Here is a 25,051-nt window from a genome sequence, read left to right as displayed (position 1 = left end):
GTATAGTTAAGCCTCTCGGGCAATTAGTATCTGTTAGCTCAATGACTCACATCACTTACACACCAGACCTATCTACGTCTTCGTCTTAAACAACCCTTACTGTCTTAAAGACAGGGAGAACTCATCTCTTGGCAAGTTTCGTGCTTAGATGCTTTCAGCACTTATCTCTTCCGCACTTAGCTACCCGGCAATGCGTCTGGCGACACAACCGGAACACCAGTGGTGCGTCCACTCCGGTCCTCTCGTACTAGGAGCAGCCCCAACCAATTCTCCTACGCCCACGGCAGATAGGGACCGAACTGTCTCACGACGTTCTAAACCCAGCTCGCGTACCACTTTAAATGGCGAACAGCCATACCCTTGGGACCCACTTCAGCCCCAGGATGTGATGAGCCGACATCGAGGTGCCAAACACCGCCGTCGATATGAACTCTTGGGCGGTATCAGCCTGTTATCCCCGGAGTACCTTTTATCCGTTGAGCGATGGCCCTTCCATTCAGAACCACCGGATCACTATGACCTACTTTCGTACCTGCTCGACTTGTCTGTCTCGCAGTTAAGCTTGCTTATACCATTGCACTAACCTCACGATGTCCGACCGTGATTAGCAAACCTTCGTGCTCCTCCGTTACGCTTTGGGAGGAGACCGCCCCAGTCAAACTACCCACCAGACACTGTCCGAGACCGCGTTCCGCAATCTTCGTTAGAACATCAAACGTTAAAGGGTGGTATTTCAAGGATGACTCCATAATCACTGGCGTGACTACTTCTTAGTCTCCCACCTATCCTACACATCAAAATTCAATGTTCAGTGTCAAGCTATAGTAAAGGTTCACGGGGTCTTTCCGTCTAGCCGCGGGTACACCGCATCTTCACGGCGATTTCAATTTCACTGAGTCTCGGGTGGAGACAGCCTGGCCATCATTATGCCATTCGTGCAGGTCGGAACTTACCCGACAAGGAATTTCGCTACCTTAGGACCGTTATAGTTACGGCCGCCGTTTACTGGGGCTTCGATCAGGTGCTTCTCTTGCGATTACACCATCAATTAACCTTCCAGCACCGGGCAGGCATCACACCCTATACCTCCACTTTCGTGTTTGCAGAGTGCTGTGTTTTTAATAAACAGTTGCAGCCAGCGGGTCACTTCGACCGGTTCAACCTTCGAGAGTAAATCTCTACAATCTACGCCGGCGCACCTTCTCCCGAAGTTACGGTGCTATTTTGCCTAGTTCCTTCACCCGAGTTCTCTCAAGCGCCTGAGTATTCTCTACCTGACCACCTGTGTCGGTTTTCAGTACGGTTTAGTAAAGCCTGTCGCTTAGTGGCTTTTCCTGGAAGTGTGGTATCAGTTACTTCAGCTCCGTAGAGCCTCGTCATCATCTCTCAGTGTTTAATAGAAGCCCGGATTTGCCTAAACTTCCCACCTACCAACTTAAACGCACATATCCAACAGTGCGATAACCTAACCTACTCCGTCCCCACATCGCAGCTTTACCAAGTACAGGAATATTAACCTGTTTCCCATCGACTACGCTTTTCAGCCTCGCCTTAGGGGCCGACTCACCCTGCCCCGATTAACGTTGGACAGGAACCCTTGGTCTTCCGGCGAACGGGTTTTTCACCCGTTTTATCGTTACTTATGTCAGCATTCGCACTTCTGATACGTCCAGCTAACCTCTCGATTAACCTTCATCCGCTTACAGAACGCTCCCCTACCCAACAGACTTTCGCCTGATGCCGCAGCTTCGGTGCTATATTTCAGCCCCGTTACATCTTCCGCGCAGGCCGACTCGACTAGTGAGCTATTACGCTTTCTTTAAATGATGGCTGCTTCTAAGCCAACATCCTAGCTGTCTAAGCCTTCCCACTTCGTTTCCCACTTAATATAGACTTGGGGACCTTAGCTGGCGGTCTGGGTTGTTTCCCTCTCCACGACGGACGTTAGCACCCGCCGTGTGTCTCCTGAGTATCACTCTTTGGTATTCGTAGTTTGCATCGGGTTGGTAATCCGGGATGGACCCCTAGCCGAAACAGTGCTCTACCCCCAAAGGTGTCACCTCAAGGCTCTACCTAAATAGATTTCGGGGAGAACCAGCTATCTCCCGGTTTGATTGGCCTTTCACCCCCAGCCACAAGTCATCCGCTAATTTTTCAACATTAGTCGGTTCGGTCCTCCAGTTAGTGTTACCCAACCTTCAACCTGCCCATGGCTAGATCACCGGGTTTCGGGTCTATACCTTGCAACTATTCGCCCAGTTAAGACTCGGTTTCCCTTCGGCTCCCCTATTCGGTTAACCTCGCTACAAAATATAAGTCGCTGACCCATTATACAAAAGGTACGCAGTCACCCTTTCGGGCTCCCACTGCTTGTACGTACAAGGTTTCAGGTTCTATTTCACTCCCCTCACCGGGGTTCTTTTCGCCTTTCCTTCACAGTACTGGTTCACTATCGGTCAATCAGGAGTATTTAGCCTTGGAGGATGGTCCCCCCTTCTTCAAACAGGATATCACGTGTCCCGCCCTACTTCTCGTTAGCTTAGTACCACAATATGGTTTTTAGATACGGGATTATCACCCTCTTTGATTGTGCTTCCCAACACATTCTCCTAACCATACTGTTATCACTTACTGGCTCTTTCGCTTTCGCTCGCCGCTACTGACGAAATCTCGGTTGATTTCTTTTCCTCGGGGTACTTAGATGTTTCAGTTCTCCCGGTTTGCCTCAACAAACTATGTATTCACTTGTTGATAGTAGATTCTTCATCTACTGGGTTTCCCCATTCGGATATCTTGGATTAAACGCCTCTTATCGACTCATCCAAGCTTTTCGCAGATTAGCACGTCCTTCTTCGCCTCTGATTGCCAAGGCATCCACCTTGTACGCTTAGTCACTTAACTATACAACCTCAAATGTTTTCAATCACTTTAAGTTTTCACTTCAAAGTACGGTCAATTTGATGCGTATTTTCATTCAACTAAACACTTGATTGCTTTTGTTCAATCAAGATTTTATGCAAAACAGGTTTTGTTTTTAGAGTTTCCTTCTCAGTTCCCTCCTCTCACTTTCCTGTCTTGCCTACTCAGACTTTCTCTCGAAAATCTCTTGTTTTCAGCTTGTTTCCAATTTTTTAAAGAACAACAAGATAATCTAACAAAGTTATCTTTAATTGGCGTCCCCACGGGGATTCGAACCCCGGTTACCGCCGTGAAAGGGCGATGTCCTAGGCCTCTAGACGATGGGGACATCAATTAAAGATACTCTATCTTCTTTTTATCTTTTAACGTTTATTTTCAACGTTACTTTCGCTTCGCTTTTAATCTTGTCTACAACTATCAGCCAATCTGTGTGAGCACTCGCTGTCTCTCGTCTTCTGTAAGGAGGTGATCCAACCGCAGGTTCCCCTACGGTTACCTTGTTACGACTTCACCCCAGTCATGAATCATACCGTGGTAAACGCCCTCCTAAAGGTTAAGCTATCTACTTCTGGTACAACCCACTCCCATGGTGTGACGGGCGGTGTGTACAAGGCCCGGGAACGTATTCACCGCGACATTCTGATTCGCGATTACTAGCGATTCCGACTTCATGGAGTCGAGTTGCAGACTCCAATCCGGACTTAGACGTACTTTATGAGATTCGCTCCACCTCGCAGCTTCGCTTCCCTCTGTATACGCCATTGTAGCACGTGTGTAGCCCTACTCGTAAGGGCCATGATGACTTGACGTCATCCCCACCTTCCTCCAGTTTATCACTGGCAGTCTCCTTTGAGTTCCCGACCGTATCGCTGGCAACAAAGGATAAGGGTTGCGCTCGTTGCGGGACTTAACCCAACATTTCACAACACGAGCTGACGACAGCCATGCAGCACCTGTCTCTAAGTTCCCGAAGGCACATTCGCATCTCTGCAAACTTCTTAGGATGTCAAGAGTAGGTAAGGTTCTTCGCGTTGCATCGAATTAAACCACATGCTCCACCGCTTGTGCGGGCCCCCGTCAATTCATTTGAGTTTTAACCTTGCGGCCGTACTCCCCAGGCGGTCGATTTATCACGTTAGCTACGGGCGCCAGAGTTAAACCCCAACCCCCAAATCGACAGCGTTTACAGCGTGGACTACCAGGGTATCTAATCCTGTTTGCTCCCCACGCTTTCGCACATGAGCGTCAGTACATTCCCAAGGGGCTGCCTTCGCCTTCGGTATTCCTCCACATCTCTACGCATTTCACCGCTACACGTGGAATTCTACCCCTCCCTAAAGTACTCTAGTTACCCAGTCTGAAATGCAATTCCCAGGTTAAGCCCGGGGCTTTCACACCTCACTTAAATAACCGCCTGCGTGCCCTTTACGCCCAGTTATTCCGATTAACGCTCGCACCCTCCGTATTACCGCGGCTGCTGGCACGGAGTTAGCCGGTGCTTCTTCTGTATTTAACGTCAATTTGATGTACTATTAACACATCAACCTTCCTCAATACCGAAAGAACTTTACAACCCGAAGGCCTTCTTCATTCACGCGGCATGGCTGCGTCAGGGTTCCCCCCATTGCGCAATATTCCCCACTGCTGCCTCCCGTAGGAGTCTGGACCGTGTCTCAGTTCCAGTGTGGCTGGTCATCCTCTCAGACCAGCTAGAGATCGCAGGCTTGGTGAGCCTTTACCCCACCAACTACCTAATCCCACTTGGGCTCATCCTATGGCAGGTGGCTAAAAGTCCCACCCTTTCGTCTCTCGACACTACGCGGTATTAGCGACAGTTTCCCGTCGTTATCCCCCTCCATAAGCCAGATTCCCAAGCATTACTCACCCGTCCGCCACTCGTCAGCAAGAAAGCAAGCTTCCTCCTGCTACCGTTCGACTTGCATGTGTTAAGCCTGCCGCCAGCGTTCAATCTGAGCCATGATCAAACTCTTCAATTCAAGTTCAATCGCTCAATATACTGCTTAGCTATAAATAAACACTACTTAAAAAAGTAATTATGAATTTTCAGTTAAGCACCTATTAAGACTTCAAAATTAAAAAATATTTTTAAAACAAGTCAATCAACAAGTGCCCACACAGATTGTCTGATATATTGTTAAAGAGCAAAATAAAGTGGTCGGCGAGATAGGATTTGAACCTACGACCCACTGGTCCCAAACCAGTTGCGCTACCAAGCTGCGCTACTCGCCGTCAGATCTTATAAAGATAAGATGGGGTGGCTAATGGGATTCGAACCCACGACAACTGGAATCACAATCCAGGGCTCTACCAACTGAGCTATAGCCACCATTAAAAGTTGTTATTGCACTGACCTGGCGCGCTCGACAAGATTCGAACTTGCGACCTTTGGCTCCGGAGGCCAACGCTCTATCCAACTGAGCTACGAACGCGTTACTGCGTCGTTGCGGTGGCGTATATTAATGATTTAATAAAATCTTGTCTAGCACTTTTTGAAAAAAAATGTTTGAGCGATAGTTTTTTATTCAGTTTGTTTAAAATTCACTATTTTTTCGACTATTTTTACAACTTGGCAAATTATTATATATGTTGAATCATCCAACAATTATGAATTTGTTTATTACGTTCAAAATCTAGAGGTAACGTTTTATGCGAAATTTCTACCGCATTTAAACCTAATTCTTCCAACGCAACTAAATTCATTTTGAATCCACGTTTATTATTCGAGAAAACAATTGTGCCATTATTCGACAAAACTCGTTTTAAATTGCGCATTAATTTCACATGATCTCGTTGCACATCCCAACTGTCTTCCATACGTTTAGAATTTGAAAACGTCGGTGGATCCACAAATATCAAATCAAATTGACGATCACATTTTTCTAACCATTGAAGGCAATCTGCTTGAATTAATTTATGTTGTTTACCTCCAATATCATTCAAAATAAGATTTTGCTCCGCCCAATTAAGATAAGTATTGGACATATCAACGGTCGTTGTCGATTTAGCACCACCAAGGGCAGCGTGAACAGTTGCAGAACCAGTATAAGCAAATAAGTTCAAGAAATCTTTACCTTTTGCCAACGCTCCAATCATTTTTCTTGTTAAACGGTGATCTAAAAATAAGCCCGTGTCTAAATAATCTGTCAAATTTACCCAAAGCTGCGCGCCATATTCATTCACATAAAAGTATTCGCCTTTATTGGCTAATTTCTCATATTGGTTAGTACCTTTTTGTTTCTGACGAACTTTGAGGATCAACTTATTCGTTTCTACACCTGTAACGTGCAAAGTTGCAGTAACCGCATCTAACAAACGCTGACGTGCTTTATTTTCATCAATATTTTTCGGTGCTGCATATTCTTGCACAACAATGTAATCTGCATAACGATCAACGGCTAAATTATATTCTGGCAAATCGGCATCATATAAACGATAAGCGTCTAATCCTTGTTGCTTTGCCCATTTACTAATTTTCTTAATATTTTTTTGTAATCGATTAGCAAAATCGGTTGCAACCTCCGAAGTGCGGTTAAATTCTAGTTCATTTTCAGCGGTAATTTCGTCAGATTTTCGTTCTGAAACTTGATAATTCTTCTGCACACAATCTAATGGGCCATTTTTGGCTTTAAACTGTCGGCTGGCACGCATTCTCAAACAATCAAGTAATGTGGATTCGCTACTAAAAACAGAAACATTCCAACCACAAAATTCTTTTTTAAGTCTTTGCCCAAATACAGAATAGAGCGCGATCAATGCTGGGGTTGTGCCTAAGCGTTCCCCATAAGGTGGATTACAGATAACCGTACCGACTTCATTTACGCCAGGATTTTTCAACGTTGCAACATCACCTTGCTGCCATTTAATTAAATGTGAAACACCTGCATTTTGTGCATTCTTTTGCGCCTTTTTTAATACGCGGTGATCGAGGTCAAATCCATAAAAGTGCGGTTGAATTTCACGTTGTTTTTCTTCTGCTAACTCAATCGCTTCATTTTTTACTTTTTCCCAAGCCGATTGATTATGCGCTTTCCAAAAATCAAATCCCCAATGTAAACGATAAAGTTGCGGTGCAATTTTGGCTTTCATTTGTGCCGCTTCAATTAAAAGCGTACCTGAACCACACATTGGATCCACTAATGGAGAACCTGCTTGCCAACCTGAACGCAGAACAATTGCCGCCGCTAGAGTTTCACGTAAAGGCGCTTGACCAGCATCCTCACGATAGCCTCGTAAATGCAATGCTTCCCCACTTAAATCTAAAGAAATCACTAAATTTTCACGATTCAAATAAGCATGGATACGCACGTCTGGCTGAATTTTATCTACATCGGGACGAGTTTTACCTTGACGTTCAAAGTAATCGACAATTCCATCTTTAACACGCATCGCACCAAATTGAGTATGACGAATTTCTTGGTTGGTTCCATTAAAATCGACAAAGAATGTAACTCTTTCATCAAATTGCGCTAACCAATTAAAGCCTGAAACAGCTGCATAAAGATCCAAATCACTGTAAATCTTGGTTTCAATCAAAGGAAATAAAATGCGTGAAGCAAGGCGTGACCAAAGCAAAGTGCGGTATAAAGTTTCGTCATCAGCTTGATAATGAACGCCACCTTGAACCACTTTTGCCTCTTGCGCACCAAGTTCAGTGAGTTCAACTTTTAATAATTCTTCAAAGCCACGAGAAGTCGTTGCAAATAATTGTTTCATTTAGGTACCGATTTTGAAAATTTTGAGGGATTATAGCATAGAAAAAGATGATCTAATTGAGATCATCATAGCGAGTTAAACTGTAAAAAGAAAAGCCCTGATTTTCTAAATCAGGGCTTCAAAATTTGTTGGTTGCGGGGGCCGGATTTGAACCGACGGCCTTCGGGTTATGAGCCCGACGAGCTACCAAGCTGCTCCACCCCGCGTCTGATGAGGCGTACTATACTCGCTTCAAATTTAATTGCAAGAATTAAACAAAACTTTATCAATTGTTTGTTAATAAAATGTTCAATGTGTAGTTTTATTAAGCAATTTCACTAAATAACACTGGTTGTTTTCTGTAAATTTTGATAGCGTATGCGACCTTATTTCTGCTTACTTTAGGATTGAAAATGTCGGTGTGTAAACCATTTTGGTTCAAAACTTTTTCTATCTCAATTATTACCGCACTTTTGGTGTCTTGTACCTCTAACATAAAAAACATTCAGATTCCCACCACCTTAAATGGTAGTGATCCTCAACAATTCGGTGCAAAATATACCAATCGGACTTATCAGCAAGCAGCGCTTGTGCCTGTATCCAACATAGAAAACCAAAGTGCGGTAATAAATCAAGGCGATTTTTTAACACAGCTTTCCAATATAAAAAATTATTCGAGTAAACTTTCCACCAATTTTTACGACAATTATGAAAAGATTACAAATTGGGTTCTTTCTGGGGCAAATATTAATGAACTCACTCAATTTAATATCCATCCGCAAATTATGCGTGGATTTGATGGGTATCAAAATGTACTGATGACAGGCTATTATTCGCCTATACTTTATGCTCGTCATACCCCACAAGGTCAATTTAAAAATCCAATTTATCGTATGCCTGTGAAAAAACGTCTAAGTCGAGTGCAAATTTACGCGGGAGCATTAGTGGGGAAAGGACTAGAGTTAGCATATAGCGATTCCATGTTGGAAAACTTTTTACTTGGGGTACAAGGCAGTGGTTATGTAGATTTTGGCGATGGCAATCTTAACTATTTTGCTTACGCAGGACAAAATGGTTTCCCTTACACGGCTATCGGGCGTTTATTAGTGGAAGATGGCGAAATTCCAAAAGAAAAAATGTCTATTCAAGCAATTCGAGAGTGGGGCAATCGTAATCCATCGCGTGTACAAAGCTTGTTAGAGCGCAATGAAGCTTATGTCTTCTTTAAAAATGATCCAAGTGGCAAAGTGAAAGGCTCTGCGGGCGTTCCTCTTGTAGCAATGGCTTCAGTGGCATCAGATCGCAATGTTATCCCATCTGGCTCTGTACTTTTAGTCGAAGTACCAGATATTGATAATAATGGAAACTGGCTTGGCACACACAAATTACACTTAATGGTTGCACTTGATGTAGGCGGTGCAGTGAAAGGTCATCACTTTGACTTATATCGTGGTATCGGTGCTAGAGCAGGACATATTGCAGGGCTTTCAAAACACTACGGTAGAGTATGGGTATTACAATAATGTCTAGAATAGATAATTACGAACAACGTTTCGGCGGTATTGGACGACTTTATACACCCGATGGCTTAGCGCACTTACGCCAAGCCCATATTTGCATAATTGGCATTGGCGGCGTAGGTTCTTGGGTTGTTGAAGCCTTAGCACGATCTGGCATTGGCAAACTCACATTAATTGATATGGATGATATTTGCGTCACGAATATCAATCGCCAACTTCCTGCGATGAGCGGCACAATCGGCAAATTAAAAACTGAAGTGATGTCAGAGCGAGTAAAATTAATTAACCCAGAATGTACCGTCAATATTATTGATGATTTTATCTCGCCAGAAAATCAAGCAGATTACCTCAATCGAGGCTATGACTACGTAATTGATGCTATTGACAATGTGAAAACTAAAGCGTCGCTGATTGCTTATTGTAAACGTCACAAAATTAATGTGATTACTATTGGTGGTGCTGGTGGTCAAACTGATCCAACCCAAATTCAAATTGCCGATCTGAGTAAAACCATTCAAGATCCGCTCCTTGCTAAAGTGCGGTCAGTTTTACGCAAGGATTACAATTTTAGCCAAAATCCAAAACGCAAATTTAGTATCGATGCGGTATTTTCAACACAACCTTTAATATTTCCACAAATGACTGAAGGTTGTGCAATTTCAGCCACAATGAATTGCGCAAACGGGTTTGGTGCAGCCACAATGATAACTGCAACTTTTGGTTTTTTTGCTGTTTCTCGCGTAATAGATAAATTACTCAAGAAGAAATCTTAATCCTTTGAAAATGCACATTAACTATGAATGTGCATTTTTTATCTAATGAAATCCATTTACTTTAAAAATGAAAAATTTTCCCCCTTTTTCACTATAAAATCATTGCAATTTACAGAAAAGAGCGTAGGCTTTTGCCCTTTACTAATGATTATCAACAAGTAAGGAAACAGAAATATGAAAAAACTTTTAAAAATTAGTGCCATTTCTACCGCACTTTTAAGCGCACCAATGATGGCAAATGCCGATGTATTGGCATCAGTAAAACCTTTGGGCTTTATTGTTTCGTCTATTGCAGAGGGTGTAACTGGCACACAAATTCTTGTGCCTGCTGGAGCATCTCCGCATGACTACAATTTGAAATTATCTGATATTCAAAAAGTAAAATCTGCAGATTTAGTAGTATGGGTTGGTGAAGACATTGATTCATTTTTAGACAAGCCAATTAGTCAAATTGAACGTAAAAAAGTGATTACCATTGCCGATCTTGCGGATGTTAAACCTTTATTAATTCAAGCTCACCACGAGCATTTCCATGAAGATGGCGATCATGATCATGACCATAAGCACGAACACAAACATGATCATAAACACGACCATGATCACGATCATAAGAACGAACACAAACATGATCATAAACTCGACCATGATCATAAGCACGAACACGAACACGATCACGACCATAAACACGATCACGAACATCATGATCACGATCATCACGAGGGTTTAACAACAAACTGGCACGTTTGGTATTCTCCCGCTATCAGCAAAATTGTTGCACAAAAAGTAGCGGATAAATTAACTGCACAATTCCCAGACAAAAAAGATTTGATTGCAAAAAATCTTTCAGATTTTAACCGCACTTTGGCAGAACAAAGTGAAAAAATCACAGCACAACTGGCGAATGTAAAAGACAAAGGTTTCTACGTTTTCCACGATGCTTATGGTTATTTCAACGATGCTTATGGATTAAAACAAACGGGTTACTTTACCATCAATCCATTAGTTGCTCCGGGTGCAAAAACTTTAGCACACATTAAAGAAGAAATTGATGAACATAAAGTAAATTGCTTATTCGCAGAGCCTCAATTTACACCAAAAGTGATCGAGTCTTTAGCGAAAAATACTAAAGTCAATGTAGGACAACTCGACCCAATTGGCGATAAAGTCACTTTAGGCAAAAATTCTTATGCAACATTCTTGCAATCTACCGCAGATAGTTACATGGAATGTTTAGCTAAATAAACCTTTCTAAAAACAATGACCGCACATAATAAAAGTGCGGTCATTTTCTTTTCTAAATTTGATATTTAGTTTTATCTCCAATATCAAAATGCAAAGGCATTCGCCATTTTTGTATCGCTAAAACGAAAAGTAATACGCCAGAAATAATAGAAAAAATGCGTAATGCGATAAGATTATTTAACACCCATGAAAACCACAAGCAAGCCACAAATATCGGCTGTAAATTTAGCAAAGGTACGCGGAAACAAAAATATTCTTTAAAACACAAACCACCTAAAGTAAGTAACACACCACCAAGAGCCAAAGCAGGATAATGATTAATATAAAAAAGTAATCCTATCCAAGTAGCAAATTGAAAAAGCAATCGGAAGGATTTGAGATAAATATGTAACGAAGAGGCACAACAGGTTGCCGCAATTAATATAAATATAAGTGACAAATCTGGATACCAGCTTACTGTAAGAACAGCCAACGCTGCTATCACAAAACCAGTGCGGTAAATAATAACAGTCAGATTATCTAAAAAATCCATCGGTGATTTAATATGTGGATCAGCCATTGTATAAATGTTCCTTTTTATGAATTACAAATTAAAGTCAGATAAATAAAAAGTGCGGTTCATTTAAAAACATTTTCTAAATTAACCGCACTTTTATTATTTCAGTTTTAGTTTATCAAGAATTTTTTGATGAATGCCACCAAAACTGCCGTTAGACATCACTAAAATATGATCCGTAGGTTGAGCCTCTGCAACAATCATATCCACTAATCGATCCAAATTTGCGTGCCAATAAGCAGGTTGTACACATTGGTTTGCAATATCTGCCACTTCCCAAGGAAGTTGTTCAGGTTGAAGCATAAACACGGCATCAGCTCGACCAAGCGCAGGCGCAATTTCATCTTTATGAACCCCCATTTTCATTGTGTTAGAACGAGGCTCAAGCACGGCAAGAATTCGCACTCCGCCACCTACTTTATCTCGCAAAGCAGTTAGCGTAGCAAGAATAGCTTCTGGATGATGAGCAAAATCATCATAAACAGTGATGCCATTAACTTCACCTTTTATTTCTAAACGACGTTTAGCATTTACAAAAGATCCCAACGCTTTGCACGCATTTTCAATAGCAACGCCAGTATGATAAGCAGCAGCTATTGCTATTAATGCATTGTGCATATTATGTTGTCCCACGACATTCCATTTTACTTCTGCCACTTTTTTTCCATAATGGAAGACCGCAAAATGTGAAGCATCATTTGTAATACGTTCAGCAAACCACTCGTTATCTTTGCCTAAAAATTGCTGTTGAGACCAACATCCCAATGCCAGCGTTTCTTTTGCACTTTGTTCACTCGCCGAACTTAATACCAAGCCACTTGCCGGAATAGTGCGAATCATATGATGAAATTGGCGTTGGATCGCTTTGAGATCATCAAAAATATCTGCATGATCAAAACTAATGTTATTTACGATAAGTGTACGCGGATTGTAATGTACAAATTTTGAACGTTTATCAAAGAAAGCCGTATCATATTCATCAGCTTCAATAACAAAATAAGGACTGTCCCCTAAACGAGCTGAAATACCAAAATTACCCGCAATGCCACCGATTAAAAAACCAGGTTTTAAACCATTTTGTTCCAGAATCCAAGTTAGCATGCCTGTTATCGTTGTTTTTCCATGCGTACCAGAAACCGCCAATACCCAACGATCTCGCAATAAATGATCATGTAACCATTGAGGGCCAGATGTATATTTCAAATTATTTTCCAACACATATTCTACGCAAGGATTACCGCGTTTCATCGCATTACCAACAATTACCATGTTAGGCGCAGGTTGTAATTGTGCAACATCATAATTTGGAATAATCTCGATACCTTGCTCTTCTAAAAAAGTGCTCATTGGAGGGTAAACATTAGTATCGGAACCCGTTACGTGATAGCCCATTTGTTTAGCAATCATCGCCACACCGCCCATAAATGTGCCACAAATACCTAAGATATGAATATGTTTCATTGTGCTTCTCTGTTGATTAAGGAAAACGAAAAATATGATAAAACAACTTCTATGAACTTTCAAAAGAAAAGACTGTCGTAAGGACCCACATAAGCTATAATTATAACCCTTAAAGGTGAGTACAACCTAGCTGATAAAACATAATGAAGGAATTTACAATGAAATTTAATAAATCTTTTCTTTTCGCAACTATCATCGCAAGTTCTATTACCTTAACCGCTTGTAACGATAAAGAGCAAAAACAAGCTGAAAAACCCGCAGTAGAAACAACTCAACCTGCTGTAGAAAAAGCTCAACCCACAACAGAAGCTGCACAACCAGCAACCACCCAATCAGAACAACAGGTACAAATAAAAATAGATGAATTAGTTGCTCAAGCTAATGAAGAATTTCAAAAAGTTGCAAACATAAAAGTTACTAATGTTTCTGTTACTGATGATTTAAAATCCTTTTCTATCACTTATGAAATTACAAATTTAAGCGATAAAGCAATTTCAGAAGCACAATGGCTAACTATTTATAAAGAAAATAACCAACCGTTCTATATAGCAAATCTTCCCGCATTACAATTTGGAAAAACAATTGCACCGAAAGCAAATGAAACCGTTACCTTATCAACCAATGAAGAAACCGTGCTTTCTCAAATTCGTCCTCACTTACAACAAGGAAAAAGTATTCAAGTCGATATTATTGGGACTTCAATTCATTTTGCTGACGGTTCCCAAATTGGTTTAGTTTCAGAGCAAAAATAATCCTATAAAAAACGCCTGTGTAAAACAAGCATTTTTTTATCCGCACTTTTAGGCAATTCGCTCAAATCCAGCTTTTAAATCTACAATCAATTCATCTACATCTTCAAAGCCGATATGCACACGAATTAATGAACCCGTAAGGTTACGTTTAATATTTGGACGAATATGTGCAATTTCTTCTGGTTGATTGCAAAGAATCAAAGACTCAAACCCTCCCCATGAATAAGCCATAGTGAAAAGCTCAAAATGATCCATAAATTTTGATACTTGCTCTGAGGTTAATCGCTGGGTTAATTCAAAAGAAAATAAACCACTGCTTCCACTAAAATCACGTAAAAAGAATTTATGACCGGGGCAACTTGGTAAGGCTGGATGATACACCGTTTTTACTTCTGGTTGCTCACTCAACCATTTTGCTACTTTAATACTGCTTTCCTGATGTTGTTTTAATCGTACACCCAATGTACGAATACCACGAGCAGTCGTATAAGCAGAATCCGCATCCACCATTTGCCCCATTAAATAGGAATGTTCTCTAAGTTGATCCCAAGTTCGCGCATTCGCAACGGCAGTACCAATCATAATATCAGAATGCCCCACTAAATATTTCGTCCCCGCTTGAATAGAAATATCAATGTCATGCTCTAACGCTTTAAATAGAACACCTGCCGACCAAGTATTATCAATCATAATCACAATATTAGGATTCACCGTTCTTGCAGCTTTCACAATAGTCGGAATATCGGGAATTTCCATTGTGATAGAACTCGGTGCTTCTAAAAAAAGTACTTTTGTATTCGGTTGAATAAGTGTTGCAATATCAGCACCAATAAGTGGATCGTAATAAGTTGTATCGATCTGCATTTTTTTCAGCACAATATTACAGAAATCCTGAGTTGGCTCATAAGTGGCTCCGCTCATCAATACATGATCGCCAGTTTTAACAAAAGAAAGAATCGAATTAGTGACAGCTGCTGCACCACAAGGATAAAGATAACAGCCTGCTCCCCCCTCCATTTCGCACATTAAATCTTGTAACGCAAAATGTGTTAGCGTCCCACGACGACCATAAAATAACTCGCCTTTAGCACGATTTTTTGTTGCATATTTTTTATCTTCAATACTGTCAAATACTAATGAAGAAGCTCGCTGTAATACAGGATTTACCGCGCCCTGAGAAAAACGCTTCTGACGACCTGAATGAATAAATGTTGTTGAAAGATGATATTTTGCTCGCATATATTTCCTTACTTTAAATTAAATTAATTTCTTCAATAGACAAAACCGACTATAAAAGTGCGGTCATTTTCATTAGAATCTTACTGCTATTTTTTTTAGCAAAATTTTAACTTCACTTTATAGAGGAATAATGACTATGGTATTAGTAACCCGTCAAGCACCAGATTTTACTTCATCTGCTGTATTAGGCAATGGCGAAATCGTTGATAACTTCAACTTTAAAAAACACATTGCTGGAAAAGCTGCAGTAATCTTTTTCTATCCGTTAGACTTTACCTTTGTTTGCCCTTCTGAGTTAATCGCATTTGACCACCGTTATGAAGAGTTCAAAAAACGTGACGTAGAAGTAGTTGGTGTTTCTATCGACTCTCAATTCACTCACAATGCATGGCGTAACACTCCAACTGAAAATGGTGGTATCGGTCAAGTTAAATATGCATTAGCAGCAGACGTAAAACATGAAATTGCTCAAGCATACGGTATTGAACATCCAGAAGCTGGCGTTGCACTGCGTGCTTCATTCTTAATCGACAAAAATGGCGTAGTTCGTCACCAAGTAGTAAACGATCTTCCATTAGGTCGTAACATTGATGAAATGTTACGTATGGTTGATGCATTACAATTCCATGAAGAACACGGTGATGTATGCCCAGCACAATGGGAAAAAGGTAAAGAAGGGATGAAAGATAACCCAGAAGGCGTTGCAAAATACTTAAAACAAAACACAGATAAACTTTAATCCATAATTATTTACAAGAAAGCCACATAATGTGGCTTTTTTTATATTCTTAGATACTTTAGAATAGATGCATCCCTAACCCCAAGAGCGGTTCATTTCTATGAAATTTAATATTCCTATTTTCCTAACGGTGTTTCGCGTAATTCTGATTCCGTTTTTCGTGATTGCATTTTATTTACCTATCGAATCTTCCCCTTTTATTACTACATTCATATTCTTTATTGCTGGCGTTACTGATTGGCTTGATGGCTATTTGGCTCGTAAATGGAAACAAACTACAAGATTTGGGGCTTTTTTAGATCCTGTTGCTGATAAAGTAATGGTTGTTGCAGCCTTAGTGCTAATCGTTGAATATAAACACTCTCTTTGGATTACGATTCCTGCTATTATTATGATTTCTCGCGAAATTATAATTTCCGCATTACGTGAATGGATGGCTGAACTTGGAGAACGTAATAAAGTTGCAGTATCTTGGTGGGGAAAATGGAAAACCACAGCACAAATGTTAGCACTAGGTGGATTATTATGGCGTTATAACAACTATATGGAAATAGCAGCAATTATCTTGCTTTATATCGCCGCTATTTTAACTATATGGTCAATGATCCAATATTTACAAGCAGCAAAAGGAAGCTTGCTAGATAATATTCAATTATAAATTTAAATAAAACACAGTTATTTTTTATGATAACCATCTATATTTGAGTTATTTTTAAGCAAATAAAATATTTTTTATTTTTTTCGTTTGACAGTAATATATAAATCCGTAAAATACGCCCCGTTGTCACGCAGCAATGCTGATTAGTGATAAATGCGGGAATAGCTCAGTTGGTAGAGCACGACCTTGCCAAGGTCGGGGTCGCGAGTTCGAGCCTCGTTTCCCGCTCCAATTTGCCCGAGTGGTGGAATCGGTAGACACAAGGGATTTAAAATCCCTCGCCTTTCGAGGCGTGCCAGTTCAAGTCTGGCTTCGGGCACCATTTAAACACCAATCCAAAGGTTTTAAAATTTACTTTAAAATCATCTAATTGGGTCGTTAGCTCAGTCGGTAGAGCAGCGGACTTTTAATCCGTTGGTCGAAGGTTCGAATCCTTCACGACCCACCACTTACAAATAAAGCAAGTACCGAAAGGTGTTTTTTTATTGTCTAAATTCTTGAAACTCATTATAAAAAATCCCCGACTCAAAGAATCAGGGACTTTTACAATCAAATGTGTTTATTAATTAACGCTCATTCCAACGTTTAATAGACTCACGAATCACTTCTTTCGCTTCTTCTACATCGCCCCAATGGGTCACTTTAGTTGAACCTGGTTTTTTAAGTGCTTTGTAGTTATTGAAGTGGAATTCAATTTGTTTAATTAAATTCGCAGGTAAATCTGCTAATGAATTGTAGGCATTGCCTGTATCACGATCATCTGCTGGAACACAAACGATTTTGTCATCCACTTCGCCATCATCAACAAATTTCATGACACCAATTACTTTAGCTTCAAGGAATACACCCGTTGCTAATGGTTGGCGAGTGATTAATAACACATCTAACTCATCGCCATCTTCATCTAAAGTTTGTGGAATAAAACCATAGTTAGTTGGTTTTGCGAAAATTGCTGGCTCAACACGATCTAATTGGAATGCCGCAACTTTACGATTCCATTCGATTTTATGGCAGCTACCTTCTGGAATTTCGTTTACTACATTGATAATGCCAGCATCTACATCGCCTGGCGTTAAAATTTGATTAAAATCAGCCATTTTGTTTCCTTCATTTTATCAAGTTAAAAAACGCAACAAGTATAGCAGTTTTTCTGCTGACTCGCAGTCTCATTTGTAGAGAAAATCAGCAAATAGATTATTTTATAACTATTCATAATTTTGACCGCACTTTCCCCTAAATAAAACTTACGCAAACGTTTACTTCTTATTTTTATGATGTAGAATAGCGCACCTTATTACTTCCAATTTTTTACTTAACTTCAAGGAACACTATGCCAACTTTAGAAAAAACATTTGAACTCAAACAACGTGGTTCAACTGTTCGTCAAGAAATTATCGCGGGTTTAACCACGTTCTTAGCAATGGTTTATTCTGTAATTGTGGTACCCAATATGCTCGGTGCTGCAGGTTTTCCTGCGGAATCTGTCTTTATTGCCACCTGTTTAGTTGCAGGATTAGGCTCTATCTTAATTGGCTTATGGGCAAATGCACCAATGGCAATTGGTTGTGCAATTTCTCTTACTGCTTTTACAGCATTTAGCTTAGTAATCGGTCAAAAGGTCGCCATTCCTGTTGCCCTAGGCGCAGTATTCTTAATGGGGGTTGTGTTTACCTTAATTTCTGCCACAGGTATCCGTGCATGGATTTTGCGTAATTTACCAGCCAGTATCGCTCACGGAGCAGGCATTGGTATCGGACTTTTTTTACTTTTAATTGCGGCAAACGGCGTTGGTTTAGTTGTCAGCAACCAAGCTGGCTTGCCAGTAAAATTAGGCGATTTTACTTCATTCCCAGTAATGATGTCCTTAATTGGTTTAGCGTTAATTATTGGTCTTGAAAAAATGAAAATTAAAGGCGGTATTTTATGGGTCATTATCGCTATTACTATCGTCGGTTTAATTTTTGATCCAAATGTAAAATTTGGCGGAGAAATTTTCAAAATGCCAACTTTTGGCGAAAACTCTCTTTTCTTACAATTAGACTTTATAGGCGCATTACAACCTGCAATCTTGCCAGTGGTATTTGCTCTCGTGATGACCGCAGTATTTGACGCGACTGGTACAATTCGTGCAGTGGCAGGTCAAGCCGACTTGCTTGATAAGGATGGTCAAATTATCAATGGCGGTAAAGCCCTAACTTCAGACTCAATCAGTAGCTTATTCTCAGGTTTATTCGGTACAGCACCAGCTGCCGTTTATATTGAGTCAGCAGCAGGAACAGCTGCTGGCGGTAAAACAGGTATTACCGCTATCGTTGTTGGTGTGTTATTCCTATTAATGCTTTTCTTCCAACCATTAGCTTTCTTAGTGCCAGGCTACGCAACTGCCCCAGCATTAATGTACGTTGGTCTATTAATGTTGAGTAACGTAAGCAAATTAGATTTCGATGATTTCGTTGGCGCGATGAGCGGATTAATCTGCGCAGTATTTATCGTGCTTACCGCTAACATCGTAACTGGTATTATGTTAGGTTTTGCGGCATTAGTGATTGGAAGAATTGTGAGTGGCGATATTAAACGCTTAAATGTAGGCACTGTGATTATTGCAATCGTACTCGTTGCATTCTATGCAGCCGGTTGGGCGATTTAATAACAGAAATAAAAAAGGGGAAAATCCTTCCCCTTAATTGTAATCTCAAAAGAGCGGTGAAATTTCACCGCTCTTTATATTCCATACTACTCTTTCTTCAATAAGAAAATTCCATGATCAGATAAATTGACATAAGCTTGTTTTAAATCGGCATTAAAATCTTCTGGTTTACAATTTACCAATAAATCTTTTCCTGCCCAGTTTGCAACCACTTCCCAATGGTTGCCCATATAGACCGCACTTTTAATCTCGCAACGTTGAGCATCATTGCCCTCTGCAGCAAGATAAATTGCTTCTGGACGAATACCAACTAAGCATTCGCCATCGGGTAAATTAAACTGTGCAGCGTCTTTTAAAGGTACATGATAGCCATTAATATCCACCACGCCATTTTCTAATTTTCCATCGAAAATACTGGATTCGCCCATAAAGTTTGCTAAGAACAGAGAATTTGGTCGTAAATAAAGCTCTTTCGCTGGCGCTTTTTGCATAATTTTACCTTTATGCATAACGATAACTTCATCAGATACCGCAAAGGCCTCTGTTTGGTCGTGTGTCACATAAAGCGAGGTAATGCCTAAACGTTGTTGCAATTCACGGATTTTTTCACGCATTGAACGGCGTAAATTTGCATCTAAATTACTTAATGGTTCATCAAACAATAGGACTTTTGGTTTCAATACCAAAGCACGAGCCAATGCGACACGTTGTTGTTGCCCACCCGAAATTTGATCCACGAAACGATCTTCAAAGCCTGCTAAATCCACCAATTCTAAAGCCTCTTTTACACGTTGGGCGCGTTCTTCTTTGCTAATGCCCTGCATTTTTAAGCCGTAGCCAACGTTATCGCCAATGCTCATATGCGGGAAAAGTGCGTAAGATTGGAAGACAATGCAAATATCTCGATTTTGAATAGAGGATTTTGTTACGTCTTCGCCATCAATAAAAATTTGACCTGAAGTTGGATTTTCTAACCCTGCCACTAAACGTAATACGGTGGTTTTACCACAGCCTGATGGCCCTAACAATGTTACCATCGTGCCACGTTTGATCGTTAAATCTAAATTATCAATGACGACCGCTTTACCAAATGCTTTTGTGATATTTTTTAATACTAAGAAATCATTATTACTCATAATTTTTACCTACAACTTAACGAGTTAATTCATTTTTTTCGCTTTAGAACGAGAGATACGCGTATCGCCTACAATCCAGTCGAAGAATAAAATAATTGCCATCATCACAACAATTAAAATAGAACCGTATGCAATTGCGATGCCGTATTCTCCGTCTTCCACACGATTTAAAATATATGCGGTAGCAACGCGAGTGTCTGCTGTCACTAAGAATATAATTGCACTTACTGTCGTCATTGCACGAACGAAACTAGTCACAAGCGCTGAAAGCAACGCTGGTTTTAATAATGGCAAGACGATAAAGCACAATGTTTTCCACGAACTCCCTTTTAAAGAAAGCGATGCTTCATCAAGGGATTTATCAAGTTGTCCTAGCCCTGCAATCGCTGCTCGCATACCAATTGGTAAATCACGCATTACCATTGAAATAATCACGATAATGCCCGTACCCGTAATATAAAGCGGTGCATTGTTGAACGCTAAAATATAAGATACCCCTGCCACAGTCCCAGGCACGGCAAAGCAAAGCATGGTTAAGAACTCAAGGGATTTTTTACCTTGGAAATCTTTACGCACCACAATATAGGCAATTAATAATCCAAAGAATGCGGTTAATGGCGCAGCAATACCTGCATAAATTAAGGTATTGATTAGTGACGGCCACGCCCCATCGCTCAATCCTTGCCCGAATAACATGGCATAGTTTTTCAAGGTTAAAGTGTAATCTACGCCCCAGTTTACAGTGAAGCTTCCATAGAAAATGCTACCGTAAAGTGCCATATTAAAGATTACCCAGAAGCCAAGCATACCGATGATAGTATATTTCAAGCCGTTTGGCAGCTCTTGCACATCTCCACGATAAGATTTCCCCGAAACAGTGACATAAGAGCGGTTACCAATCCAAAGATATTGAATGATAAAAATCGCCAACGAGAAAATTAACAACATCGAACCTAAAGTACTGGCTGAAGCATAATCAAGTTGTGAACCCGCAATATAGAAATAAATTTGTGTGGCAATTACATCAAAACTGCCACCCAACACTAAAGGATTACTAAAGTCCGCCAATGATTGAATGAATACAATTAAGAAAGAATTTGCTAATGCTGGACGCAGTAACGGAAAAATAATCTGATAGAAAGTTTGATAACGATTAGCACGCAACGTATAAGAGGCTTCTTCAATAGAAGGATGAACTGATTTTAATGCACCGTCTAAAATCATAAAAGAAATCGGGGTAAATGCGAGAATTTGCGCAATCGCAATCCCATTAAAACCATAAAGCCAGTTATGACTAGAAAAACCAAAATATTCACTTAAAAATTCTGTTACATAACCAGAACGTCCGAGCATTAAAGTAACCCCAAGTCCTACAACAAATGGGGGCGTAACAATTGGCAAAATAGAGAAAATTTTTCCGATAAATGCCGTTCTACGAGCGATACGTGTGGTATAAAGTGCAAAGGCTAAACCAAATACAGTAGAAACGATGCCCACAAAGCCTGATAAGAAAAGCGAATTGGTAATTACACGAACAATATAGCTCTGCGTTAAAATACGCATCACTTGCTGTGGCGAAAAGGTATCGCCGTCATAAAACATTGAAACGAAAATTGCCAATGTTGGATAAACAATAAAGAAGAAAATCAACAAAATAATGCAAAGTAAAGAAGCAATAATAAACTTATCCCCTTGCATTACTTTCAGTTTTGCCAATGAAAGTGTCGCCAATGCGGTATATCCCACAAGCAACACAATCACAGAATAGCCCATACTAATTTTGTACAGCGTCGCACTGATAAACATAAACAGTACAGAAAGTGCGGTCAAAAATAGCTCTGTTTTTGCTTGGGTTTGCCGTGGCAATCTCAATAACGGCAAAGCACCATACACAATAACAGGCAGAAACCAAGCCCAAGTTAAATTGAAAGAAGCCCAACCCATTGCCTCTAAATATTCATCTGAAGTACTTTCAAACAAACCGTAATCAAGTGCATTGGAGGGCAGAAGCGCAAACGCCAACAAGGATAAAATAATCCAAAAATAAGCGGAATGCATTATGGAAAGTTTTTTTGCGTTCATACAACCTCGCAGTAAAGAAAACACGACTTTCGCCTAGGGTAAGTAGGCCCTAGGATAATTACAGAAACTCCCCTATCGGGGAGTAAAAAGCTGTTCCCCAAAGGGGAACTACTATTACGATAATTAGCCGTGGGTATACTTACCCACGGCTATGATTATCACGAAAACTATTTCGCTAATTTAACTTCTTGTACCCATTTTTCAATTAAGGCTTTGCGTTGTTCTGTTGCACCGTATTTTTCAAAGTCATAATTGATTAATTTAAGTTTATTTGGATCAAATGCAGTTGGCGATTGTTCTGCAGTCGTGTTAGTTAAGATTTGTAACGAATCCCCTTGTTTCCAAGCTAATTCTTGACCTTCTTTTGATAACGCCCAATCGACGAATAATTTTGCATTATCAATATTACGCGCACCTTTTAAGATACTCACACCACCTAATTCATAGCCCGTTCCTTCACACGGCACAACTAATTCTAATGGCGCACCATTGCGTTTTTCTAAAGCATAATCGTGTAAGAAACCTACCCCAATTGTCGCTTCGCCACGCGCAGAGTTACGTGATGGCGTGATACCCGATTTGGTATATTGAGAAACATTAGGATGTAACGCTTTTAGGAAATCGAATGCCTCTTTTTCGCCCCATAATTGGACGAAAGTTGCCAATGCGGTATAAGCAGTACCCGCACTTTGAGGGTCTGCAATTTGAACTTCGCCTTTTAAGCGCGGATCTGTTAGGTCTTTCCAGCATTTTGGCACTTCTTTAATGCCTAATTTTGCCAAACGTTCAGTATTCACACCGAAACCTAAGATTCCCATATAGATTGAGGAAACATAGTGACCTTTGGTTTTCGCAGGATCACGGAAACGTTCTACGATTTCATCAATGTGTTTGGATTTATAAGGCTCAATTAAGCCTAATTCTGCAGCTTGAGCTTGAGGGTCAAAAGTACCGCCGAACCAAACATCCGCTTGAGGGTTATTTTTTTCAGCTTCAACTTTGGCAAAAGTACTGCCTGAACCATTACGAATAAAGGATGTTTTCACATCATATTTTTCGCCGAACGCTTTCGTGGTGGTTTCGCACAAAATATTGGTGGCACTACAGTAAACAACTAAACGACCTTTAGCGTTAGCAGAACCAGAAATAGCCAATCCTGCTGCTAAAAGTGCGGTAGAAACAGAAAGAGAAATTTTGTTGAATTTCATAATACATACTCCTTATTGGATAGGATGCTCGAATCCTACTTGAAAAATAGAAATAATACCGTGATGAAGCTCACACTTTTTGAAATTTGGATAAAAAAATAAACGTGAAATTCACCGCACTTTTCTTTATAATTGCACGAATTTTCCTTACATCGAAACACGATTATGTCAAATCCCTCTTGTATCATTATCGCCATCACAGGTGCATCTGCATCAGGCAAAAGTTCTATCGCTTCCACCGTTCACAAAGAACTCTGCAATGAATTAGGCTGCCAAGAAATTGGTATCATTACTGAAGACAGTTACTATAAAGATCAAAGTCATTTAGAAATGACTGAGCGCGTAAAAACGAATTACGATCATCCAAACTCTATGGATCGCGATTTACTTATCCAACATTTAAAAAATCTAAAAAATGGCAGTGCCGTAGATGTGCCTGTTTATAGCTATGTAGAACATACTCGCACCAACGAAACAACGCATTTCACACCAAAACGAATCGTAATTTTAGAAGGGATTTTATTGCTCACAGACGAAAGAGTACGTCAATTAGCCGATATTTCTGTATTCGTAGACACACCACTTGATATTTGCTTCATCCGCCGTTTACAACGCGATATGGAAGAACGTGGTCGCTCTCTACAATCGGTGATTGATCAATATCGTGCAACCGTGCGTCCAATGTTCTTACAATTTATTGAGCCGTCTAAACAATATGCGGATATTGTCATTCCTCGCGGTGGCAAAAACCGCATTGCAATCAATATGTTAAAAGCTCAAATTCTTCATTTATTGAATCAAAAATAGGAAATCTTATGCGTCTTTGCGATACTGATATTGAACGCTATCTCGATGATGGCATTATTTCTTTAACACCTCGTCCAAATAATGACAAAATCAACGGTGCGACGATTGATGTTCGCTTGGGTAATTCTTTCCGTGTATTTCGTGAACATTCTGCGCCTTTTATTGATTTAAGTGGCCCGAAAGAAGAAGTATCCGCCCAGCTTGAATCGGTAATGAGCGATGAAATTATTATTCCAGAGGGGGAAGCATTTTTCTTGCATCCTGGTACTTTAGCGTTAGCAACAACACTTGAATCCGTGAAATTACCCGCCAATATTATCGGTTGGTTAGATGGTCGTTCTTCTTTAGCCCGTTTAGGCTTAATGGTACACGTCACAGCACACCGCATTGACCCAGGTTGGGAAGGAAAAATCGTGCTGGAATTTTATAATTCAGGGAAATTACCATTAGCATTACGCCCAAATATGGTCATTGGTGCGTTAAGTTTTGAAGTATTAAGTGGCGAAGCAAAACGACCATACAGTAGCCGCAAAGATGCAAAATATAAAAATCAACAAAGTGCGGTAGCCAGTCGAATTGACGAAGACAAGGAATAATCA

17 protein-coding genes, 8 tRNA genes and 2 rRNA genes are annotated in these 25,051 nt (G+C 40.3%); 12 read left to right on the top strand and 15 right to left on the bottom strand.

Going from position 1 to position 25,051, the window contains the following annotated elements; genetic code table 11:
• Positions 1–2 precede the first annotated feature (2 nt).
• The 8 genes from DQN24_RS03885 to DQN24_RS03850 form a co-directional block, all read right to left on the bottom strand.
• A 23S ribosomal RNA gene (locus tag DQN24_RS03885) occupies positions 3–2,901 on the bottom strand.
• Positions 2,902–3,171: 270 nt separating this feature from the next.
• Positions 3,172–3,247, bottom strand: a tRNA-Glu gene (locus DQN24_RS03880).
• Between the two features lie 130 nt (positions 3,248–3,377).
• Positions 3,378–4,916 (bottom strand): 16S ribosomal RNA (locus DQN24_RS03875).
• Together the 16S and 23S rRNA genes with 4 tRNA genes alongside form the textbook arrangement of a ribosomal RNA operon.
• A gap of 176 nt (positions 4,917–5,092) precedes the next feature.
• Positions 5,093–5,169 (bottom strand) — tRNA-Pro (locus DQN24_RS03870).
• Between the two features lie 21 nt (positions 5,170–5,190).
• Positions 5,191–5,266, bottom strand: a tRNA-His gene (locus DQN24_RS03865).
• 26 nt (positions 5,267–5,292) lie between these two features.
• Positions 5,293–5,369 (bottom strand) — tRNA-Arg (locus DQN24_RS03860).
• A 148-nt stretch (positions 5,370–5,517) separates the two neighbouring features.
• A complete protein-coding gene (gene rlmKL / locus DQN24_RS03855; RefSeq protein ID WP_111695416.1) occupies positions 5,518–7,653 on the bottom strand; it encodes a bifunctional 23S rRNA (guanine(2069)-N(7))-methyltransferase RlmK/23S rRNA (guanine(2445)-N(2))-methyltransferase RlmL in 2,136 nt (711 codons plus the stop codon).
• A gap of 129 nt (positions 7,654–7,782) precedes the next feature.
• Positions 7,783–7,859, bottom strand: a tRNA-Met gene (locus DQN24_RS03850).
• Positions 7,860–8,045: 186 nt separating this feature from the next.
• Here DQN24_RS03850 and mltA point away from each other — a divergent pair.
• The 3 genes from mltA (at position 8,046) to znuA (ending at position 11,167) form a co-directional block, all read left to right on the top strand.
• On the top strand, positions 8,046–9,155 hold the full coding sequence (mltA, locus tag DQN24_RS03845; RefSeq protein WP_050848245.1) for a murein transglycosylase A: 1,110 nt from the start codon (positions 8,046–8,048) through the stop codon (positions 9,153–9,155).
• Positions 9,155–9,925 (top strand): tRNA cyclic N6-threonylcarbamoyladenosine(37) synthase TcdA, encoded by a 771-nt coding sequence (tcdA, locus tag DQN24_RS03840; protein ID WP_050949038.1) that lies wholly within the window; start codon positions 9,155–9,157, stop codon positions 9,923–9,925. Before mltA ends, tcdA begins: the two co-directional genes overlap by 1 nt.
• Before the next feature lie 174 nt (positions 9,926–10,099).
• Positions 10,100–11,167 carry a zinc ABC transporter substrate-binding protein ZnuA gene (znuA, locus tag DQN24_RS03835; protein WP_111695415.1) on the top strand — a complete coding sequence of 356 codons (1,068 nt, stop codon included), beginning with the start codon at positions 10,100–10,102 and terminating at the stop codon, positions 11,165–11,167.
• 52 nt (positions 11,168–11,219) lie between these two features.
• Here znuA and DQN24_RS03830 read toward each other — a convergent pair whose 3' ends face one another.
• Both DQN24_RS03830 and mpl read right to left on the bottom strand, forming a co-directional pair.
• Positions 11,220–11,726: a DUF2301 domain-containing membrane protein gene (locus tag DQN24_RS03830; RefSeq protein WP_111695414.1), complete on the bottom strand. Its 507-nt coding sequence runs from the start codon at positions 11,724–11,726 to the stop codon at positions 11,220–11,222.
• 96 nt (positions 11,727–11,822) lie between these two features.
• A complete protein-coding gene (mpl, locus tag DQN24_RS03825; RefSeq protein WP_021035629.1) occupies positions 11,823–13,184 on the bottom strand; it encodes a UDP-N-acetylmuramate:L-alanyl-gamma-D-glutamyl-meso-diaminopimelate ligase in 1,362 nt (453 codons plus the stop codon).
• A gap of 158 nt (positions 13,185–13,342) precedes the next feature.
• Here mpl and DQN24_RS03820 point away from each other — a divergent pair, with 158 nt between their 5' ends.
• Positions 13,343–13,936 carry a hypothetical protein gene (locus tag DQN24_RS03820; protein ID WP_041175375.1) on the top strand — a complete coding sequence of 198 codons (594 nt, stop codon included), beginning with the start codon at positions 13,343–13,345 and terminating at the stop codon, positions 13,934–13,936.
• 48 nt (positions 13,937–13,984) lie between these two features.
• On the opposite strand, the gene metC is transcribed toward DQN24_RS03820, so the two are convergent.
• Complete coding sequence (metC, locus tag DQN24_RS03815; RefSeq protein ID WP_021035631.1) at positions 13,985–15,175, bottom strand: cystathionine beta-lyase; 1,191 nt, start codon at positions 15,173–15,175, stop codon at positions 13,985–13,987.
• Between the two features lie 136 nt (positions 15,176–15,311).
• On the opposite strand from metC, the gene DQN24_RS03810 reads away from it, so the two are divergent.
• From DQN24_RS03810 to DQN24_RS03790, 5 genes are all read left to right on the top strand, one after another.
• Complete coding sequence (locus tag DQN24_RS03810; RefSeq protein ID WP_021035632.1) at positions 15,312–15,914, top strand: peroxiredoxin C; 603 nt, start codon at positions 15,312–15,314, stop codon at positions 15,912–15,914.
• A gap of 100 nt (positions 15,915–16,014) precedes the next feature.
• A complete protein-coding gene (gene pgsA, locus DQN24_RS03805) occupies positions 16,015–16,572 on the top strand; it encodes a CDP-diacylglycerol--glycerol-3-phosphate 3-phosphatidyltransferase (protein ID WP_005692834.1) in 558 nt (185 codons plus the stop codon).
• A 155-nt stretch (positions 16,573–16,727) separates the two neighbouring features.
• Positions 16,728–16,803: transfer RNA gene (locus DQN24_RS03800), tRNA-Gly, on the top strand.
• Positions 16,804–16,807: 4 nt separating this feature from the next.
• A tRNA-Leu gene (locus DQN24_RS03795) sits at positions 16,808–16,894 on the top strand.
• A gap of 50 nt (positions 16,895–16,944) precedes the next feature.
• Positions 16,945–17,020: transfer RNA gene (locus tag DQN24_RS03790), tRNA-Lys, on the top strand.
• Positions 17,021–17,138: 118 nt separating this feature from the next.
• On the opposite strand, the gene DQN24_RS03785 is transcribed toward DQN24_RS03790, so the two are convergent.
• The gene (locus DQN24_RS03785; RefSeq protein WP_005630160.1) at positions 17,139–17,669 is read right to left on the bottom strand and encodes an inorganic diphosphatase; all 531 of its coding nucleotides are present in this window, start codon (positions 17,667–17,669) and stop codon (positions 17,139–17,141) included.
• Between the two features lie 233 nt (positions 17,670–17,902).
• Between DQN24_RS03785 and DQN24_RS03780 the strand changes: the two genes are divergently transcribed.
• Positions 17,903–19,219, top strand: a complete 1,317-nt coding sequence (locus DQN24_RS03780) for an NCS2 family permease (protein WP_021035633.1) — start codon at positions 17,903–17,905, stop codon at positions 19,217–19,219.
• A gap of 86 nt (positions 19,220–19,305) precedes the next feature.
• On the opposite strand, the gene fbpC is transcribed toward DQN24_RS03780, so the two are convergent.
• The 3 genes from fbpC to DQN24_RS03765 all read right to left on the bottom strand — a co-directional run bounded on the left by fbpC (position 19,306) and on the right by DQN24_RS03765 (position 23,645).
• Positions 19,306–20,355, bottom strand: coding sequence for a ferric ABC transporter ATP-binding protein (gene fbpC / locus DQN24_RS03775; RefSeq protein ID WP_021035634.1), 1,050 nt, complete (start codon positions 20,353–20,355; stop codon positions 19,306–19,308).
• Between the two features lie 24 nt (positions 20,356–20,379).
• Complete coding sequence (locus DQN24_RS03770) at positions 20,380–22,437, bottom strand: ABC transporter permease (RefSeq protein WP_054249411.1); 2,058 nt, start codon at positions 22,435–22,437, stop codon at positions 20,380–20,382.
• A gap of 167 nt (positions 22,438–22,604) precedes the next feature.
• On the bottom strand, positions 22,605–23,645 hold the full coding sequence (locus DQN24_RS03765; protein WP_021035636.1) for an ABC transporter substrate-binding protein: 1,041 nt from the start codon (positions 23,643–23,645) through the stop codon (positions 22,605–22,607).
• Positions 23,646–23,810: 165 nt separating this feature from the next.
• Here DQN24_RS03765 and udk point away from each other — a divergent pair, with 165 nt between their 5' ends.
• Complete coding sequence (udk, locus tag DQN24_RS03760; protein WP_005654445.1) at positions 23,811–24,452, top strand: uridine kinase; 642 nt, start codon at positions 23,811–23,813, stop codon at positions 24,450–24,452.
• Positions 24,453–24,460: 8 nt separating this feature from the next.
• Positions 24,461–25,048 carry a dCTP deaminase gene (dcd, locus tag DQN24_RS03755; protein ID WP_005660907.1) on the top strand — a complete coding sequence of 196 codons (588 nt, stop codon included), beginning with the start codon at positions 24,461–24,463 and terminating at the stop codon, positions 25,046–25,048.
• Positions 25,049–25,051: the final 3 nt, after the last annotated feature.

The sequence above is a fragment of the Haemophilus influenzae genome, assembly GCF_900475755.1.
Lineage (GTDB): Bacteria > Pseudomonadota > Gammaproteobacteria > Enterobacterales > Pasteurellaceae > Haemophilus > Haemophilus influenzae_D.
The sequence above is the reverse complement of the archived record's forward strand: the minus strand, read 5'-3'. Positions and strand labels throughout refer to the sequence as shown.